The 16084-nt window shown below is 29.8% G+C and carries 16 protein-coding genes, 1 tRNA gene and 1 pseudogene; 8 read left to right on the forward strand and 10 right to left on the reverse strand.

Going from position 1 to position 16084, the window contains the following annotated elements; translation table 11 throughout:
- Nucleotides 1–3 precede the first annotated feature (3 nt).
- The 3 genes from recG to FMM58_RS06675 are packed head-to-tail and all read right to left on the reverse strand — an operon-like array spanning nt 4 to nt 4071.
- Nucleotides 4–1815 (reverse strand): ATP-dependent DNA helicase RecG, encoded by a 1812-nt coding sequence (gene recG / locus FMM58_RS06665; RefSeq protein ID WP_150140915.1) that lies wholly within the window; start codon nt 1813–1815, stop codon nt 4–6.
- Nucleotides 1805–3025, reverse strand: coding sequence for a M16 family metallopeptidase (locus FMM58_RS06670; protein WP_150140917.1), 1221 nt, complete (start codon nt 3023–3025; stop codon nt 1805–1807). Before FMM58_RS06670 ends, recG begins: the two co-directional genes overlap by 11 nt.
- A complete protein-coding gene (locus FMM58_RS06675; RefSeq protein ID WP_150140919.1) occupies nt 3025–4071 on the reverse strand; it encodes a dehypoxanthine futalosine cyclase in 1047 nt (348 codons plus the stop codon). The genes FMM58_RS06670 and FMM58_RS06675 overlap by 1 nt, the downstream gene beginning before the upstream one ends.
- 56 nt (nt 4072–4127) lie before the next feature.
- Between FMM58_RS06675 and FMM58_RS06680 the strand changes: the two genes are divergently transcribed.
- Nucleotides 4128–5327 (forward strand): MFS transporter, encoded by a 1200-nt coding sequence (locus tag FMM58_RS06680; protein ID WP_150140921.1) that lies wholly within the window; start codon nt 4128–4130, stop codon nt 5325–5327.
- Here the strand turns inward: FMM58_RS06680 and FMM58_RS06685 are convergent.
- Nucleotides 5311–6327, reverse strand: a complete 1017-nt coding sequence (locus FMM58_RS06685; protein WP_150140923.1) for a sensor histidine kinase — start codon at nt 6325–6327, stop codon at nt 5311–5313. The genes FMM58_RS06680 and FMM58_RS06685 overlap by 17 nt on opposite strands.
- Nucleotides 6328–6335: 8 nt before the next feature.
- Nucleotides 6336–7127: a DUF234 domain-containing protein gene (locus FMM58_RS06690; RefSeq protein ID WP_223810232.1), complete on the reverse strand. Its 792-nt coding sequence runs from the start codon at nt 7125–7127 to the stop codon at nt 6336–6338.
- Nucleotides 7128–7241: 114 nt separating this feature from the next.
- Between FMM58_RS06690 and FMM58_RS06695 the strand changes: the two genes are divergently transcribed.
- The 5 genes from FMM58_RS06695 (at nt 7242) to FMM58_RS06715 (ending at nt 9898) form a co-directional block, all read left to right on the forward strand.
- Complete coding sequence (locus tag FMM58_RS06695) at nt 7242–8510, forward strand: aminotransferase class V-fold PLP-dependent enzyme (protein ID WP_150140927.1); 1269 nt, start codon at nt 7242–7244, stop codon at nt 8508–8510.
- A gap of 69 nt (nt 8511–8579) precedes the next feature.
- Nucleotides 8580–9140, forward strand: a complete 561-nt coding sequence (locus tag FMM58_RS06700; protein ID WP_150140929.1) for a hypothetical protein — start codon at nt 8580–8582, stop codon at nt 9138–9140.
- A 44-nt stretch (nt 9141–9184) separates the two neighbouring features.
- Nucleotides 9185–9275: transfer RNA gene (locus FMM58_RS06705), tRNA-Ser, on the forward strand.
- Nucleotides 9276–9394: 119 nt separating this feature from the next.
- Nucleotides 9395–9595, forward strand: coding sequence for a hypothetical protein (locus FMM58_RS06710; protein WP_150140931.1), 201 nt, complete (start codon nt 9395–9397; stop codon nt 9593–9595).
- A gap of 63 nt (nt 9596–9658) precedes the next feature.
- Entirely contained in the window at nt 9659–9898 is a 240-nt protein-coding gene (locus FMM58_RS06715) for a hypothetical protein (protein WP_150140933.1), read from the forward strand.
- 21 nt (nt 9899–9919) lie between these two features.
- Here the strand turns inward: FMM58_RS06715 and hisIE are convergent, their stop codons facing one another.
- The 5 genes and pseudogenes from hisIE to hisH form a co-directional block, all read right to left on the reverse strand.
- Nucleotides 9920–10534, reverse strand: a complete 615-nt coding sequence (hisIE, locus tag FMM58_RS06720) for a bifunctional phosphoribosyl-AMP cyclohydrolase/phosphoribosyl-ATP diphosphatase HisIE (protein ID WP_150180525.1) — start codon at nt 10532–10534, stop codon at nt 9920–9922.
- A 2-nt stretch (nt 10535–10536) separates the two neighbouring features.
- Nucleotides 10537–11304 carry an imidazole glycerol phosphate synthase subunit HisF gene (gene hisF, locus FMM58_RS06725; protein ID WP_150140937.1) on the reverse strand — a complete coding sequence of 256 codons (768 nt, stop codon included), beginning with the start codon at nt 11302–11304 and terminating at the stop codon, nt 10537–10539.
- Between the two features lie 44 nt (nt 11305–11348).
- A pseudogene (locus FMM58_RS06730) lies at nt 11349–12504 on the reverse strand (Eco57I restriction-modification methylase domain-containing protein).
- Nucleotides 12505–12525: 21 nt separating this feature from the next.
- Nucleotides 12526–13260 carry a 1-(5-phosphoribosyl)-5-[(5-phosphoribosylamino)methylideneamino]imidazole-4-carboxamide isomerase gene (gene hisA / locus FMM58_RS06735; RefSeq protein WP_150140939.1) on the reverse strand — a complete coding sequence of 245 codons (735 nt, stop codon included), beginning with the start codon at nt 13258–13260 and terminating at the stop codon, nt 12526–12528.
- On the reverse strand, nt 13261–13845 hold the full coding sequence (gene hisH / locus FMM58_RS06740) for an imidazole glycerol phosphate synthase subunit HisH (RefSeq protein WP_150140941.1): 585 nt from the start codon (nt 13843–13845) through the stop codon (nt 13261–13263).
- 209 nt (nt 13846–14054) lie between these two features.
- Between hisH and FMM58_RS06745 the strand changes: the two genes are divergently transcribed.
- Both FMM58_RS06745 and FMM58_RS06750 read left to right on the forward strand, forming a co-directional pair.
- Nucleotides 14055–14408, forward strand: a complete 354-nt coding sequence (locus FMM58_RS06745; RefSeq protein ID WP_150140943.1) for a DUF485 domain-containing protein — start codon at nt 14055–14057, stop codon at nt 14406–14408.
- Nucleotides 14405–16051 carry a cation acetate symporter gene (locus tag FMM58_RS06750; RefSeq protein WP_150151296.1) on the forward strand — a complete coding sequence of 549 codons (1647 nt, stop codon included), beginning with the start codon at nt 14405–14407 and terminating at the stop codon, nt 16049–16051. Before FMM58_RS06745 ends, FMM58_RS06750 begins: the two co-directional genes overlap by 4 nt.
- The last annotated feature ends 33 nt before the right edge of the window (nt 16052–16084 follow it).

Raw genomic sequence — 16084 nt, forward strand, 5'->3', positions numbered from 1 at the left:
CCCTTAGCTTTTTAAATCTTTTTGTACTTTTTGTAAGATTGCTTCATCGTTTGCAAAATCAAAAAATTTAAAATCATTGCCATGCTGGATAAGTCCTCCTATTAAATCACCACTCAAGCGATTTTTAAGGTCCATTTCAGCGATTTTAAAGCCGTCAAGGGTATTTGAAAAATCAATTAGTCTTTGTGGAATTTCATTAAGATTAGTATAAAGATAACAAAAGCTTTTAAGCCCTATGCGACCAACCCTGCCACGAAGTTGATGTAAACTTGCAAGACCTAGCCTTTCAGCCCCTATTATAATAATCACGCTTAGGCGAGGCAAAGAAATCCCAACTTCAACGACCGTGGTACTTAGCAAAATATCACCCTTATCTCTAAAATTAACTAAAATTTCATCCTTGTTTTTATCCTTGCCATGTGTTATAAAGACATTTTTATAGTTTGTTTGCCAGTAAGAACTGGCTTCTTCAAGTGATTTATATTGAATTTTATCGCTTTGATTAACAAGGGGATAGATAATAATTACTTGGTGATTTTGGGCTATTTCTTCATCAATCTTTGCCTTTAAATTTAAAAAATCCTTTCTTTGAATGCAAATAGTTTGAATATCCTTAACAAAGGGCATTTGTTTAATAAAGCTAAAATTTAAAAGGGATGATTGTATCATGCTTAGGGTTCTTGGTATAGGGGTGGCTGAAAATTGCACAAAATGAGGGACTAACTCGTTATCACTTAAAGCATAAATTCCTTGTCTTTGATTTGAACCAAAGCGATGTTGTTCATCTATCATTATAAGTACTGCTTGGTGGGATTTTATGTAAAGTAGGGCGTGGGTGCCTATTATTAAATTTGCATTTTTGATTTTTTCGTTAAGTTCTTTTTCTTTATTGTTTTTTGTAAGAAATAAGATATTTATAAAATCTGGCAAAAGTTTTTTTGCCTCTTCATAAATTTGATTTGCTAAAATGCTAGTAGGTACCATTAAAATAGCTTGTTTAGGATAGACCATTAAAGCAGCTGCAAGTAAAATTAAAGTCTTACCACAACCCACATCCCCCATTATAACCCGCCTTTTTGCCTTGTCACTTTGTAAGTCATTTTTTATATCTTCAATAGCCTTTATTTGGTCATTTGTTGGCTCAAAGGGCAAGGTTTTAAGCCAATCACTAATATCAAAGGGCTTGATCACATGGCTTTTAATATCTGTTTTTATGGAATTTAAACGTCTTAAAAAATTATATAGTTCAATGTATTTTAATTTATCTTTATGAAATTCTAAATTTTCAAAAAGCATGTAGCTTTCTTCATCGTATTTATGAAAAGTAAGTAAAAAATTTATATACTCATCATCTAAGCCACTTTCTTTTAAATTTTCATAATTTACATATTTTTGTATTAAATTTTTAATCGATTCATCTTTAATGCCTGTAATTTGATACTTTGGATGAAAGCCACCGGCTTGTTTAAGGATTTTAGGATTGCTAATTTGCCAAGTATTGTTAAAAATTTTAAGAGTTGCGTTAAAAAGTATGGTGGAACCTTTTTTATAATTATTTAAATGCCACGCCCTAGCATTAAAGATTACAAAATTTAAGTCACAATTAAAATCCTCGCAAAATCCAATCCCAAATAAGCGATTACTATTAAAACTAACATGTTTAATAACCATGCTTTGAGTACAGATTGAATTTTCCTTTGGAGTCTTTGTAAGATTTAAATTTTCAATTTTTTTAGGTAGTAAAAGGGCTAAGTCTATAACATTTTTAAGATTTAAACGCGTAAAAAGTTTATAATCATCATTACTAAGCTTCATTTTGTACGCTTGCAAAACTTAAATTTAAAATTTCTTTATGCCTTTTTATATAGGCATTTAACTCATTTAATTTTGTCTTTTCTATAAAATCAAGTTCTTTTTTATAATGTCCAATTCCTAAGCCTTTATAATACTCGCTAAAGGCGATATTTAGCCTTTTTATTAAGCTTTCATAGCGAAGAGGGGTTGAGCCTATTAAAAAATTTTTAGCCCCGTTTAATTCATCTTCATTAACTCCATTTTTAATAAAATTTGCAAATACTTCCTTAACTATATTTTTAGCCTCTTTTGCACTTTTATTTTTAGTTTGTAAATAACCAAAAACCCTTTGAAAAGAAGTCCTTAAATCAAGCATTGCATAGGCTGAATAAGCAAGTCCTCTTTTAACGCGAATTTCTTCCATTAACCTTGAGCCAAAACCTCCTTGACCTAGTATAAAAAGGGCGATTTTAGCTAAGTATGCATCCTTGTCACTATCTTTTATAAAAATAGGGCTTGAAAAATAAATATAAGCTTGTTCGCTTTCTTTTCTAATAAGCATCTCATTCTTTGTTTTTTTGCTTAGTTCATAGTGCTTATCCTGGCTTATAATGCCTTTTTTAAGAATTGATAAAATAGGACCCAAAAGTGTTTTTGCTTCTTTAATATCTAACTTGCCACCAAGTACTATACAAAGATTTGAAAGACTAATAAAATCATCGTAAAAGGCTTTTAAGTGCGTTAAATTTATATTTTCAATGCTTTTTTCATCTCCACTATTTGAGGTTTTAAATTCTTCATACTCAAATATGCTTTTATCTAAAAGTCTCTTTGCAAGGTAGTCAAAGTCGCTATTTTTACTTGCTAAATTCCCAAGCGTGTTTATTTTAATACGTTTTAAAATTTCTTCATCAAACCTTGGCTTTTGTAAAAGTTCTTTTAAGGCTAAAAAGCCAAATTTGGCTTGTTCTTTAAGCATTGAAAGGCTAAGTTCAAGACTTTCAAAACCACTACTTGCTTCTAAGCTTATAGCCCTAAAATCAAGTTCTTTAAAGAATTTATCATCAACACCTTCATTTAATAAATTTGCAAACATTTTACAAAGCCCATCTATCTTGTCATAACTTCTACCACAATTTTTAAAAACAAATTTGCAAACTACTATATCTAAGTCATTATTTTCTTCAAAAATCAAAGGAATTTTTACTTTTTTTTCTTCTAAGTATTGCATTAAAACCTTTCTAAAATTTCATAAGCTGTATTGCGTTTTGCCGGGTTTTCACCAAGGGAGCGAATAAGCCTTATCATTTCATTTTGACTCATTTCATAACTAGCCCCTGCTGCAGAAACTACATTTTCTTCCATCATAGTAGAACCTAAATCATTAGCACCAAATTTTAAGGCAAGTTGCCCTATTAAAGAACCTTGCGTAACCCAAGAACTTTGTAAATTTTTAAAATTATCCAGGTATAATCTAGCCAAGGCTAAAAGCCTTAAATAACGATTTGAACTTTGTTTTAAAATTTCAGGGTGCTTTTGTTTAAGCTTAGTATTTTGACTTTGAAAGGACCATAAGATAAAGGCTCGAAAACCTGCCGTTTCATCTTGCAATTTTCTTAAATGCTCAAAATGGTCTATTAATTCTTCATCTGTTTCAATGGTACCAAACATCATAGTAGCCGTGCTTTTCATGCCTATTAAATGAGCTTGTCTGTGAACTTCTAGCCAAGTTTTTGTATCACATTTATTTGGGGCTATCTCATCTCTAACCCTATCACTTAGCACCTCAGCCCCAGCCCCAGGTATAGAAAAAAGCCCCTTTTTTTGAAGTCTGCTTAAAACCTCTTTAATAGAAATTTTACTAATCCTAGCAATATAAGCTATCTCAACTGCTGAAAAACCATGCAAGGTTATATTTGGATAATGCTTACTAATCCATTCCACTAAGTTCTCATACCATTCAATTTTAAGCTTAGGGTGAACCCCTCCTTGAAATAAAATTTGGGTACCACCTATATTTTGTAATTCTTCTATCTTTTTGCCAATTTCTTCAAAGCTTAAAATATAAGCATCATTTTCCTTTGCATGTCTATAAAAGGCACAAAAATCACAATCTATACAGCAAACATTTGTATAATTAATATTTCTATCCACGACAAAGGTGGTTATTTTATCAGGGTGAAGTTCTAACTTTTTTTTATAAGCTAAGTTTCCAAGTTCGTATAAATCAGCATTTTGTAGTAAATTTAGGGCTTCTTTTTTATCTAGTCTTTTCAAAAAATTTCCTTTTTTATTGTATTTGATATTATAACTTCTTAGATATAATGAAAGCTATGAATTATATCAATTTTCTTAAAAGAAATAAAAATATTAGAATTTTAACCTTTATACAATTTATAGTATATTTTGGGGCTTGGTTTTCTCAAACTGGGGTCTTTACCCTTTTAATAACCCTAAATGCTCCAACTTGGGCAATTTCTACAAGTGCCTTTTTAGCTTTTGTACCTGGAATTTTACTAGCCCCAATTAATGGCATTATAGTTGAAAAAAATAAGCCAAAAAATTTACTTATAATAACTGCTATTATTGAGTTTTTTTCTATAATTTTTTTAGTATTTATCACAAATTTAACTATGCTTTATATGCTTTTTATACTCATATTTGTAAGGCTTTGTGTGGCTGAAATTTATTTTCAAACGCAAATGAGTTTAGTTGCTAAAATTTTAAATAAAGATGACTTAAAACTAGCAAATGAAATTTATAGCATTATTTGGGGTCTTTCATACACTACGGGCATGGCAAGTGCTGGAATTTTCATATATTTTTTAAATATCCAACTAGCCTTTATTTTTGATGGTATTTTAATAGCCTTTGGCGTTTGTTTATTGCTTTTTTTAAGGATTCCAACTTTTAAAAAAAGATTAAATCACAAAAGCTTAAAAATGATAAAACAAGGCATTGCTTATATTTTTAAGCATAAAATCATTTTACATTTAATTATTTTACACGCAATAATAGGCATTACCACCTATGAAACCTTAATCACCCTTTTAGCAAAGCATAATTATAAAGATGAATTATCTTCTAGCTTAATTATAGGCTTTTTAAATTCGGTTAGGGCAATATCCTTAGTCTTTGGTTCTTTTATATTAAGTAAAATCATTAACACAAAAAGACTTAATCTTTTTTTCATAGGTCAGGGCTTTGGGCTTATTTTATGGGCGTTTTTACAAGAAAATTTTTATCTTTCTTGTATTGGTATAATGATGGCTGGTTTTTTTACCTCTTCTTTATGGTCTTATACTTTAATGCTTATACAACATTACACAAACAAGGAATTTCATGGTAGGGTAATAGCCTATACAAATATGCTTTATCTTAGCGTTAGTGTTTTGGTTAGTATAATGACAGGGTTTTTATTTGAGTGTAATTTAGGCTTAAATTTCATAACTGCTATCTTTGGGTCTATTTTTATAATAGCTAGTTTTTACTGGACCTTTTTTTATATTAGATATTTTAAAGTGGCAAGGTAAAATAAAAATTCTTAGGTTCTTTTTCAAAGCTAAGTTCTCCACCATGGGCGTTAATAATTTCTTTTGAAAGGCAAAGTCCTAAGCCATTTCCTTTAAGCTTGGTAGTTTTAAAGGCCTCAAAGACCAAATTTTCATCCTTGATATTAATGCCATTATCAAAAACCCTAATATATAAAATTTTATCCTTAATAAAGCTTTCAATACGCATTTTTCCATTTTCATTATCTGCTTCTTCAATGGCATCAATGCCATTATAAATTAAATTTTGCAAGACTAAGCTTAAAAGGGCTTTATCAGCCTTTATATTAATATCTAAAAAATCCATTTTAAATTCTATATTTTCACTAAAATTATAAGAATTTATAGCTTGTTCGCATTCTTCTTTTAACTCTATTAAATTAAATTCATTTGCATTGATATGAACGCCCTTTGTAAAAAGCAAGGTGGATTTTACAATCCTTTCTACTCTAGCAATGGCCTTTTGAATTTCTAAAACTATGTGTTTATTTTTTAACTCACTTCTTGAAAAAAGTGTTGAGGCCAGTAAGGATATAGAACCTATTGGATTTCTTATTTCATGGGCTAAATGTGCAGCCACACTTCCCATGCTAACTAATCTTTCATTCCTTTTTTCATCGCTTATATCAGTGGCTGAGATAATTGTTTTATCGCTTTGTAATATAATTTTTACTATGTAAAATTTGCCCTTAAATTCAAGCTCAAAATGGCTTTTATCAAGGCTTATTTTATCAAGCAATTCAGCATTTTTAATGGCCTCGTGATTTTGTAAAATGATTTCTTTTTCAGGGCTTAAAATCCATAAAGCAGTGGGCAAAACTTCGATAATCTCACTAACCATAGCCCTTAAAGAATTATAATTTTCATTTAAAATTTTATACTCATTTTCTATAACATAGGTTTGTTCTATTAAGCTTTCAAGCCCTTTTTGCAGGGTTTCTTTTTCTCTTGAATCAAGACTTTTTAATATATGTTCGTTCATTTTTTTCCTTATATAAGTTTTTTAAAGGCATTTAAATCATATAAAAGTACATTTTTTTCCGCACTTTTGTCAAATTGTTCGCTAAAGCCATTTTTAGAAAAAAGTATATAATAATCAGGTGTTAAATTTAGCCTTTTTGCCTTAAATTTTAATTGATTTAATATATTTTTACAAATTTTTTTATGTTTAAATTTAACCTCGCCTATAAAACACAAATTTTCATCCTTATAATAAACATCAAGTTCTAATTCTTTATTCCAATAACTTTGCACATTTAAAACCTGAAATTGTTCTTCTAAATACTCACAAGCAAGTTGTTCAAAACAAAAGCTTTGATAATGTTCTAAATTTAATTTAATATCATTTAAAACAATGTCAAACTCGCCCTTTAAAATCAATTTTTCATTTGATTTTAAAAAGCGAAAGAAAAAACGTGTAAAATTGTCCTTAAATACTAGTTTATCTTGTATCACATAGCTTCTTAAATCTTTTTTAAGCTTATATCTTTTATCTTTGAAAAATTTCTCTTCCTTGCTTTTTTCAAGCTTTAAAATACCTAAATTTAACATTTCTTGCATAATGCTAAGGCCTTTAAAATGGCTAATCTTACGCAAGATAGAATATTTTTTACGACTATTTTTTGCTAAAAGGTTAAGGGCGTAAGAACTAATGGCATTAAAATTAAAATCAGCATTTATTTTTTCGTAGTTTTTTAAGAGTAGATTTTCAATATCTAAAAAGAGTTCCCCCGTAAAATTTTCTACATTTAAGCCACCAAAAACCGAGTAAAAATCAATTATTTGATTAAAGCTTAATTCCTTATGTGCATTTGCAAAATGACTTAATTTTATAATCTGCCCTTTTTTGTAAAGTTTATATTGTATAATTTTAGCAAATTTTTAAAGGATTTGTGATTGAAAATTACTGATTTAAAAAATGATATAATTTTGAAAAAAAATACCTTATATTTTGATTTTGCAGCAAGTGCTTTGGCCTTAAAAAGCGTAGAAAAAAAAATTCGTTTAATCTTACCATATTATGCAAATACACACTCAGATAGTGCCTTAAATTCCTTTAAAATGCAAGAACTTTACGAAAATGCAAGAAATACCATAAAGCAAAGTTTAAATTTAAGTAAGGATTTTGCAGTTATTTCGTGTGGTACGGGTGCTAGTAGTGCTATTAAGAAATTTCAAGAATTAATGGGAATTTATGTAACACCCTTTATAAAAGAAAAATATCTAAAAAATATTTATAAAAAAGACTTACCCCTTGTTATAATAGGACCTTACGAACACCATTCAAACGAACTTTCGTTTAGAGAAGGACTTTGTGAGTATGTAAGAATTCCTTTAAATTTGAAGGGGGAAATAGACTTTGTAAGCTTAGAAAATACCTTAAAAAAAAATGCAAAAAGAAAGATTATAGCTAGTTTTTCTTTGGCTTCAAATGTAACAGGAATTTTAAGTGATTATGAAAAAATTTCTTCTTTGATTAGAAAATATAAGGGTATAGTAGCCTTTGACGCATCTTCTTTTGCCCCTTATAAAAATATATCTTGTGATTTTTATGATGCCTTATTTATTAGTTCGCATAAATTCATAGGAGGGGTGGCAGGTTGTGGAATTTTAGTTATTAAAAAAAAATTATGTGGGATTAAACCAAGCTTTGCAGCAGGAGGGACTGTTGGTTATGTTTCAAGAACAGGGCAGGATTATTTGTGTAATGAAGAGGCCTTAGAAGAAGGAGGAACACCTGGAATTTTACAGTTAATTAGAGCAGGTCTTGCCTTTGACATTAAAGATAAAATAGGGCTTAACGCAATTAATCAAAAAGAAGAAGAATTAAAAACATACTTTTTTGAAAAGGCTTTAAATTTCAAGGACTTAGAACTTTATGCAAAGAATTTAACAAATAGACTTTGTATTTTTTCTTTTAATATAAAGGACCTTTCACCTTTTGATTTAGCATATTATTTAAGTAAAAATTTTCACATTCAAACTAGGGCAGGTTGTGCTTGTGCAGGACCTTATGGGCATGATTTATTAAAATTAAAAGATAATCAACCTTTAAAATTTAAACCTGGCTGGTTAAGGGCCAGTTTGCATTATACGCATGAAAAAAAGGACGTTGACTATTTTTTTGATAGCTTAAATAAAAGCGTTAATAAATTAAAATTTTAAATTTTATATTGAATTTACTTTTGAGTATTATCATTTTATCGTTTATTTATAATCAATAAAGGAGACAAAATGATAAATAAAAACAAACTCTTTCGTCAAATTCACATTTATTTAAGTATCTTTTTCTTGCCCTGTGCCCTACTTTATGCAATAACTGGCATTTGTTATATAAGCGGAATTCATGATGATGTTGGTATGAAAACTAACACTTATACGCTTAACAAAGCTATAAATAGTGGGGAAGAAAGATTGACCTTAATGGAGTTTTTAAAAGAAAACAAGCTTAAACTTCCAAAAGATGAGTTAATAACTAATAAAAAAAGAAAAAGCGATGAAATAAGCATAGGCTCATTTCATTATAGTGCTAGTATAGCTAAAAATGATGAGAATTCTTATACTATCACTACTCAAACAAAAAGCTTATTAGGCGATATGATTTTGTTACATAAAGATAAGGGGGCGTGGTATTTTTCTGTAATGGGTATAGGCTTTGGACTTTGTATGTTAGCCCTTTATGTATCAGGTCTTATAATCACATTTTTTGCTATAAAAAGGGATAGAAATAAGCAAATTTTAACCCTTATTTTTGGCTGTGCAGTTACCTTTTTACTAGGGTATATAAGTATTTAAGTTTTAAATTAACTATTTTTTGCTAGAATGTTCGTTTTTAAAATGGACAGATGGGTGAGTGGCTGAAACCACACCCCTGCTAAGGGTGCAAGTCTTAATCGGGCTTCGAGGGTTCAAATCCCTCTCTGTCCGCCACTAAGTATTTATCTCTTTTTTGAAATTTATTAACTTTAAATTGCTTTTTAACATTCTTTTAGCTATTATATAAAAAAGGTGAATAATGAATTATTATATTTTATATTTTAGGCTATGTAATGAAGTATAGTGATGGTAGACGCAAGCTCCAAAAAACACATGAAGATTTAATTAACGCCAAGAAAAGACTAAAATTGTCAAGGGTAAAACAAGCAAAAGAGGCAAAATTTGCAAATGAAAGAGATGACCTTGATGGAAAATTAATCACAACTATAATTTTAATATTGATAATAGTAGCTTTATTTGAGATTATATCATAACTATTTTAGTTATTTAAAAACGGATAAAATATGCTAAAATATGAAAATTCATAAGGAGAAAAAATGAAAATAAAGCTAAATAAACAAGATTCAAAACTCTTAAAAAAACTTGCAAAAAATTTAAATTTAAATAAAAAGGGCGTTCTTGCTTATCTTATCTTAAATGCCCAGTATAAAACCTATGAAAACAAGGACTATAAAATCGTTTTATTAGAAGATATCAAAAAAAACATACAAACCATAAAACAGCTAGTATATCAGGAGATGAAAGGCTTAAAAAAGCCTATAAAAAAAGATAACTAAATTTGTGTAAATTCTACACATTTAATTTTTATGCCTTTCTTTAAGCTTAGCTATGACTTCATTTAAGCTTAAATTTGCATCGCTTAGTAAAACACTTAAATGAAAAAGTAAATCTGCACTTTCATTTATCAATTCATTCTTATTTTTAATTGTAGCAGCAAGGGCCGTTTCTACACCTTCTTCGCCTACCTTTTGGGCTATTCTTTTGGTGCCACTTTTAAAAAGTTTTGCTGTGTAAGAGATATTTTCATCTGCTTTTTTTCTTTCATTTATAAGGCTTTGAAGCCTTGATAAAAATACAAAATCAGCCTTTTTTGATACCTCTTCAAAGCAAGAAATATTGCCTGTATGACAAGTAACTCCTACTGGATTTGCTAAGATTAAAAGCGTATCCTTATCACAATCAAGCCCCATATCAATGATATTTAAAAAATTTCCACTCTCTTCACCCTTTAACCATAAGCGATTTTTAGTGCGTGAAAAAAAGACTACTCTTTTTTGTTTTAAACTCTCTTCTAAGGCTTGTTTATTCATATATCCAAGCATTAAAACTTCACAACTTTTAAAATTTTGCACAATTACGGGTAAAAGATTATTTACCTTTTGCCAATCAATACTATTTATAAATTCATTCATTTTTAATCCCTAACAATGATATTTTCAGCCTTTAAATAGGCTTTTAATTCTTTTATATCAATTAATTTTTTATGAAAAATACTAGCAGCTAATGCCCCATCAACGCCTATTTTAAAGGCATCTAAAAAGTGATTAGCGTTACCAGCTCCACCACTTGCAATTAGTGGAATTTTACAAATCTTTCTAACTTTTTGTAATTGTTCTAAATCATAGCCATTTTTCATTCCATCTTGATTCATCATATTAAGCACAATTTCACCAGCCCCTAAATCTTGCACCTGTTTTACCCATTCAAGCGTATTTTTTCCACTATGCTTACTAGTTTTTTCATCGCCTGTATATTGAAAAACCTTTAATTTTCCTTCCTTATCTTTAAAGCTATCAATTCCTACAACTACGCATTGAACGCCAAAACTTTTTGCAAGGGAGGTTATTAATGAAGGATTATTAAGTGCAGGGGAGTTTATGGAAATTTTATCAGCCCCATTTGCTAAAAGTTCTCTAGCATCATCCTCGCTTTTAATGCCACCTGCTACGCAAAATGGAATTGAGATATTAATAGCTACTTTTTCAACCCAAGCCCTAGAAATTCGCTCCTTTCTAGCACTAGCAGCAATATCATAAAAAACTAACTCATCAATGCCATTTTGTGAGTAAAATTTAGCTAGTTCAATTATATCTCCCATATCCTCGTGATTTTTAAATTGAGTTCCTTTTACAACTCGTCCATCCCTTACATCTAAACAAGCTATAATACGTTTTGCTAACATTATTAAACCTTTTTCAAAGTATTTTAATAAAAATTTTGTAAATTCTAGCCTAAATTTTTAAATTCTTTAAAACTTTCATCTAAATAACAATTTTGCAAACTTCTTTGAGAAAATAAAAATCTTCCATCGCACACAAAGCCAAGTTCTTGCCAGTTTATGTTATTTAATCTTTCACAAAGTATTTTTAGAGTTTTTGAATTTGTCTTAAATTTTGGAAAAATGGCTAGAATTGAGCCATCATAAGCCTTGCATTTATGCAAGAAAAAGGGTCTTTTATTACGCGTTTTAGTATTTACATAAATGCGTGGCAAAGAACTCTTATAATAATTCCTACCCCAACACCACCAATTATTTTCATTAAAATTTCGAATTTTTCTTTTTATAAGCATTGATTTAAAATTATAAAGGCAAATTTTGCATATTTTCCATAAATCATTTTTTTAGTTTTGCCTGTTTTGCAAGTAATTTAGCCCACAAAGTCCATATTGCCAAGTTTTTCATTAGCAAAAATTTTTATCAGCCCCGCTAACTGCACCAACCTTAACAAAAAATAACTCATTAAAGGGCACAAAATACGTTTTTTTTATGAAAGAAATTTGTCCATTAAGGCAGGTAAATTCCCTTAAACAACTAGTAAGCCTTGTAAAATTTCCCTTTTCAAAACGCCATATAGCACAATTTGGCTGGGCGTTATTAAAAATTTTCTTATCACCTAAATCAATAAAATTAGTAATGCTTCCTTGATTAAATATAAATTCATTTAATTTAACACTAGAAGTACTTTTTAAAAAATCCCTAGGCGTTATAAAGATAAGTTCGCCCCTATTATTTAAATGCAAGATACTCTTATAAATAAAAAATAAATATAAATTTGAGTGCAAATCAAAAATATCCTTAAAATTTTTTAGCAAGGACTTAGTAGAATTTAATATATCTTGATAGCGAACATAGGGAGGATTTCCTATTATAGTGTCAAATTTTTCATTTTGATTAAGGTTAAAAAATTCATATGTAAGATTTTTTCATCCTTAATTATTTTTATCAATTTCTATGCCGATTTTATTTTGTGGTAAATGCTTAAAAACGCCCCATTGCCACAACTTGGTTCTAAAAAACGACCATTATTTTTAATCAAGCTTATCATTTTTTAACTATATCTTGTGAAGTAAAAACCTGTCCTAAATTTGTGGTATTAAGCATTTAAATTTTTAATGATAAAGCTTAAAGCAAGACCCTAATCCCATCTTTAACGCTAAAACTTCCATCTAAAAGGGCCTTTCCTACTATAACGCCAGAACAAATTCCTTTTAATTTTGCCAAATTTTCAAGATTATTAACGCCACCTGATGCTTGTATATATAAGTGCGAAAAAATTTCATTTATCAAATGATAAAGCCTAGTATTAGCCCCTTGCATAGTACCATCCCTTGAAATATCCGTACAAAGCAGGTATTTAAGCCCGTGTGGTGCGTAAAATTCAAGCACTGATAAAAGCTTTTTATCGCTTACTTCCTGCCAAGCATGTGCTGTTACAAAAAAATCATCGTCCTTAGGAAATACATCAAGGGCTAAAACTATGTTTTCATTGCTAAAATGTTGCAAAATTTTAACGCATAAATCAGGATCTTTAATAGCAAGAGAACCAACAATAACCCTACTTACCCCGGCATCTAAAAGATTTCTTACATCTTGAATACTTCTAATACCTCCTCCAACTTGCAAGGTTACATTTATATTTGAAGCGATTTTTTCAATGAGTTTAAGTTGCCTTTTTGCTGGATTTTTAGCCCCATCCAAATCCACTAAATGAAGGATTTTAGCTCCCATGTTTTCGTACTCTTCAAGCTTTTTTAAGGCATCAAAACTATATACTTTTTTTTGTTCATAATCGCCCTTTACTAAGCGAACTACTTTGCCATCTATTAAATCAACAGCAGGAATTAATTGCGTACTCATTTATAGCTCCTTTATAAAATTTCTTAATAATATCTCGCCAGATTCAGCACTTCTTTCAGGGTGAAACTGCACTCCGTAAAAATTATCTTTGCAAATACTAGCACTAAAGTTTTGAGAATACTCACAACTTGCAATAGTGTATTTATTAATAGGCACTAAAAAGCTATGTACAAAATAAAAAAATGCCCCATCAAGCCCCTTAAAAAGTGGGTGATCGCTTTTTATATCATTCCAGCCCATATGAGGATAGGTAAAATTATCTTTTTGTTCAAATTCTATAACTTCAAAATTCATTATCCCAAGTGTTTTTTGATTAAGTTCCCTTGAAAAAGCACCTAAAAGTTGCATTCCAAGACAGATTCCAAGCAAGGGCTTTTTTGTATTTTGTAAAAAATCAATAAGATTAAATTTTTTTAAATTTTCCATGGCCTTAAAAGCCGTGCCAACACCTGGTAAAAAAAGCTTATCAGCCCTTTGTAAAATGTCTAAATCCCTAGAAATTTCACTTTTTACACCAAGCCTATCAAGGCTAAATTTTAAAGATGCTAAATTCGCACAAGCTGTGTCAATGATAACAAGTTTCATATAAACCTCAATCTATAAAAATCGTATTTTACAATATTTATTTAAATTTGTATATCTATTTTAATTATTTTATTAAGTTGTAAATTTGAAACATTGTTAATAAAAGTAACATTTAGTATTAAAATAAAATTAAATAATAATGTTAATATTGTTTTTTTATTTAAATTTATTTATATTAATCACATAAAAATAATATTTAAGGAGTTAAAATGCAAAAGAATAAAAGACTAGCCCTAAGCAGACTAAGCAATTTTGTTTCTTTTAGAAACACTTTTGCCTTATGGTTATCAGCAATTGTGTTAATTTGTTACTATGGTTTTATGATAGGGGTTGGATTTTTCCCTGAAATTTTAGGATATCACCTAGGACCAAGCTCTATAACACTTGGGATTATAGTTGGTTTATTTATCATAATACTTGTCATTGCATTAACAGGAATTTATACGCTTTTTGCAAATAAATATCTTGATAAAGAACAAGAAGAATGCATAGAACAATTAAAAGAAAACGACCTTTTAAAAGACTTACAAGAGGGCAAAATACATTTTAAGGATTATCAATGAAAAAGATATTTTTTACGCTTTTATTTACAAATTTTTTATTTGCAGCAGGTTTTGATATAGATAAGGTAGAAAAAGGCGAGGTGAATATTATAGCTATTGTAATGTTTGTAGCCTTTGTTTTAATCACTCTTGGCATTACTTATTTTTCAAATAAAAAATCTCAATCAGCCTCTGGTTTTTACACAGCAGGAGGTAATATCACAGGTCTTCAAAATGGCATTGCAATAGCGGGCGATTACATGAGCGCAGCAAGTTTTTTGGGCATAGTAGCCCTAGTTTTTACAAGTGGTTTTGACGGACTTATTTATAGTATAGGCTTTTTAGTTGGTTGGCCTATAGTGTTATTTTTAATAGCAGAAAAATTTAGAAATCTTGGAAAATATACCTTTGCAGATATTGTAGCTTATAGATTATCAATAAAACCTATAAGGATTATTTCAGCAATCAGTGCATTAAGTGTAATAGTATTTTATTTAATAGCCCAAATGGTAGGGGCAGGACAACTCATTCAAACACTTTTTGGCTTACCTTACGCAGTAGCTGTTGTAGTAGTAGGAATTTTAATGATATGCTATGTTGTATTTGGTGGAATGCATGCTACTACCTGGGTACAAATTATCAAGGCTTGTTTATTATTAGGAGGGGCTACCTTTATGGCTATTATGGTTCTTTACCTTTCAAAATTTAATTTAACTTATTATTTTGAAAGGGCCATTGATAACCATGTAGCAAAAGATGCTATTATGAGACCGGGAGCCTTAGTAAGTGATCCAATTTCAGCGATATCTCTAGGACTTGCCCTAATGTTTGGTACAGCAGGACTTCCTCATGTTTTAATGAGATTTTTCACCGTGAAAAACGCTAGAGAGGCTAGAAAATCAGTATTTTATGCTACTGGTTTAATAGGATATTTTTATATTTTAACCTTTGTTATAGGCTTTGGAGCTATTGCCTTTTTGCTTACTAATCCAAGCTATGTAGATTCGGCTGGAAATTTTACAGGGGCTAGTAATATGGTAGCCGTTCTTTTAGCACAAGCAATAGGAGGCAATGTTTTTTATGGCTTTATTTGTGCAGTAGCCTTTGCTACTATTTTAGCAGTGGTAGCTGGTTTAGCAATATCAGGGGCTAGTGCGATAAGCCATGATTTATTTGTCAATGTTTGTAAAAATGGTAAGTGCGATGCAAAATTAGAAATGAAAGTAACAAGAATGGCTTCGATAGGACTAGGAATTTTAGCCATAATTTTAGGCATTGTTTTTGAGGGACAAAATGTAGCCTTTACAGTGGGTCTTGCCTTTGCAATCGCAGCCAGTGTGAATTTTCCTATTATCTTGCTTTGTATTTATTATAAGAATCTTACAACAAGGGGCGTATTTTTTGGAGGATTGATATCTTTGATTTGCGTTTTAGCCATGGTTATTTTAAGCCCTAGTGTATGGGTTAAGGTTTTTGGTTTCACCCAAGCCATTTTTCCTTATGATTACCCTGCACTTTTTTGCATGCCACTTAGCTTTATTTTAATTTATCTTATTTCTAAATTTGATAATAGTAAAAGAGCACTTGAAGATAGAAAGGGCTTTAACGCACAAGATTTTAGGGCACAAAGTGGCATAGGAGTAAGCCAGGCTATAAGTCATTAATATTTTTTAAATACCATTGCCAAGCAGTGGTAT

This window comes from Campylobacter sp. LR291e, assembly GCF_008633915.1.
Classification (GTDB): Bacteria; Campylobacterota; Campylobacteria; order Campylobacterales; family Campylobacteraceae; genus Campylobacter_D.

Coding starts and splice junctions, on each gene's coding strand:
- hisA (WP_150140939.1), bottom strand. CDS start 13,260: ATGAGTACGCAATTAATTCCTGCTGTTGATTTAATAGATGGCAAAGTA.
- recG (WP_150140915.1), bottom strand. CDS start 1,815: ATGAAGCTTAGTAATGATGATTATAAACTTTTTACGCGTTTAAATCTT.
- FMM58_RS06680 (WP_150140921.1), top strand. CDS start 4,128: ATGAATTATATCAATTTTCTTAAAAGAAATAAAAATATTAGAATTTTA.
- FMM58_RS06715 (WP_150140933.1), top strand. CDS start 9,659: ATGAAAATAAAGCTAAATAAACAAGATTCAAAACTCTTAAAAAAACTT.
- FMM58_RS06750 (WP_150151296.1), top strand. CDS start 14,405: ATGAAAAAGATATTTTTTACGCTTTTATTTACAAATTTTTTATTTGCA.
- FMM58_RS06700 (WP_150140929.1), top strand. CDS start 8,580: ATGATAAATAAAAACAAACTCTTTCGTCAAATTCACATTTATTTAAGT.
- hisH (WP_150140941.1), bottom strand. CDS start 13,845: ATGAAACTTGTTATCATTGACACAGCTTGTGCGAATTTAGCATCTTTA.
- FMM58_RS06745 (WP_150140943.1), top strand. CDS start 14,055: ATGCAAAAGAATAAAAGACTAGCCCTAAGCAGACTAAGCAATTTTGTT.
- hisF (WP_150140937.1), bottom strand. CDS start 11,304: ATGTTAGCAAAACGTATTATAGCTTGTTTAGATGTAAGGGATGGACGA.
- FMM58_RS06670 (WP_150140917.1), bottom strand. CDS start 3,025: ATGCAATACTTAGAAGAAAAAAAAGTAAAAATTCCTTTGATTTTTGAA.
- hisIE (WP_150180525.1), bottom strand. CDS start 10,534: ATGAATGAATTTATAAATAGTATTGATTGGCAAAAGGTAAATAATCTT.
- FMM58_RS06685 (WP_150140923.1), bottom strand. CDS start 6,327: ATGAACGAACATATATTAAAAAGTCTTGATTCAAGAGAAAAAGAAACC.
- FMM58_RS06710 (WP_150140931.1), top strand. CDS start 9,395: ATGAAGTATAGTGATGGTAGACGCAAGCTCCAAAAAACACATGAAGAT.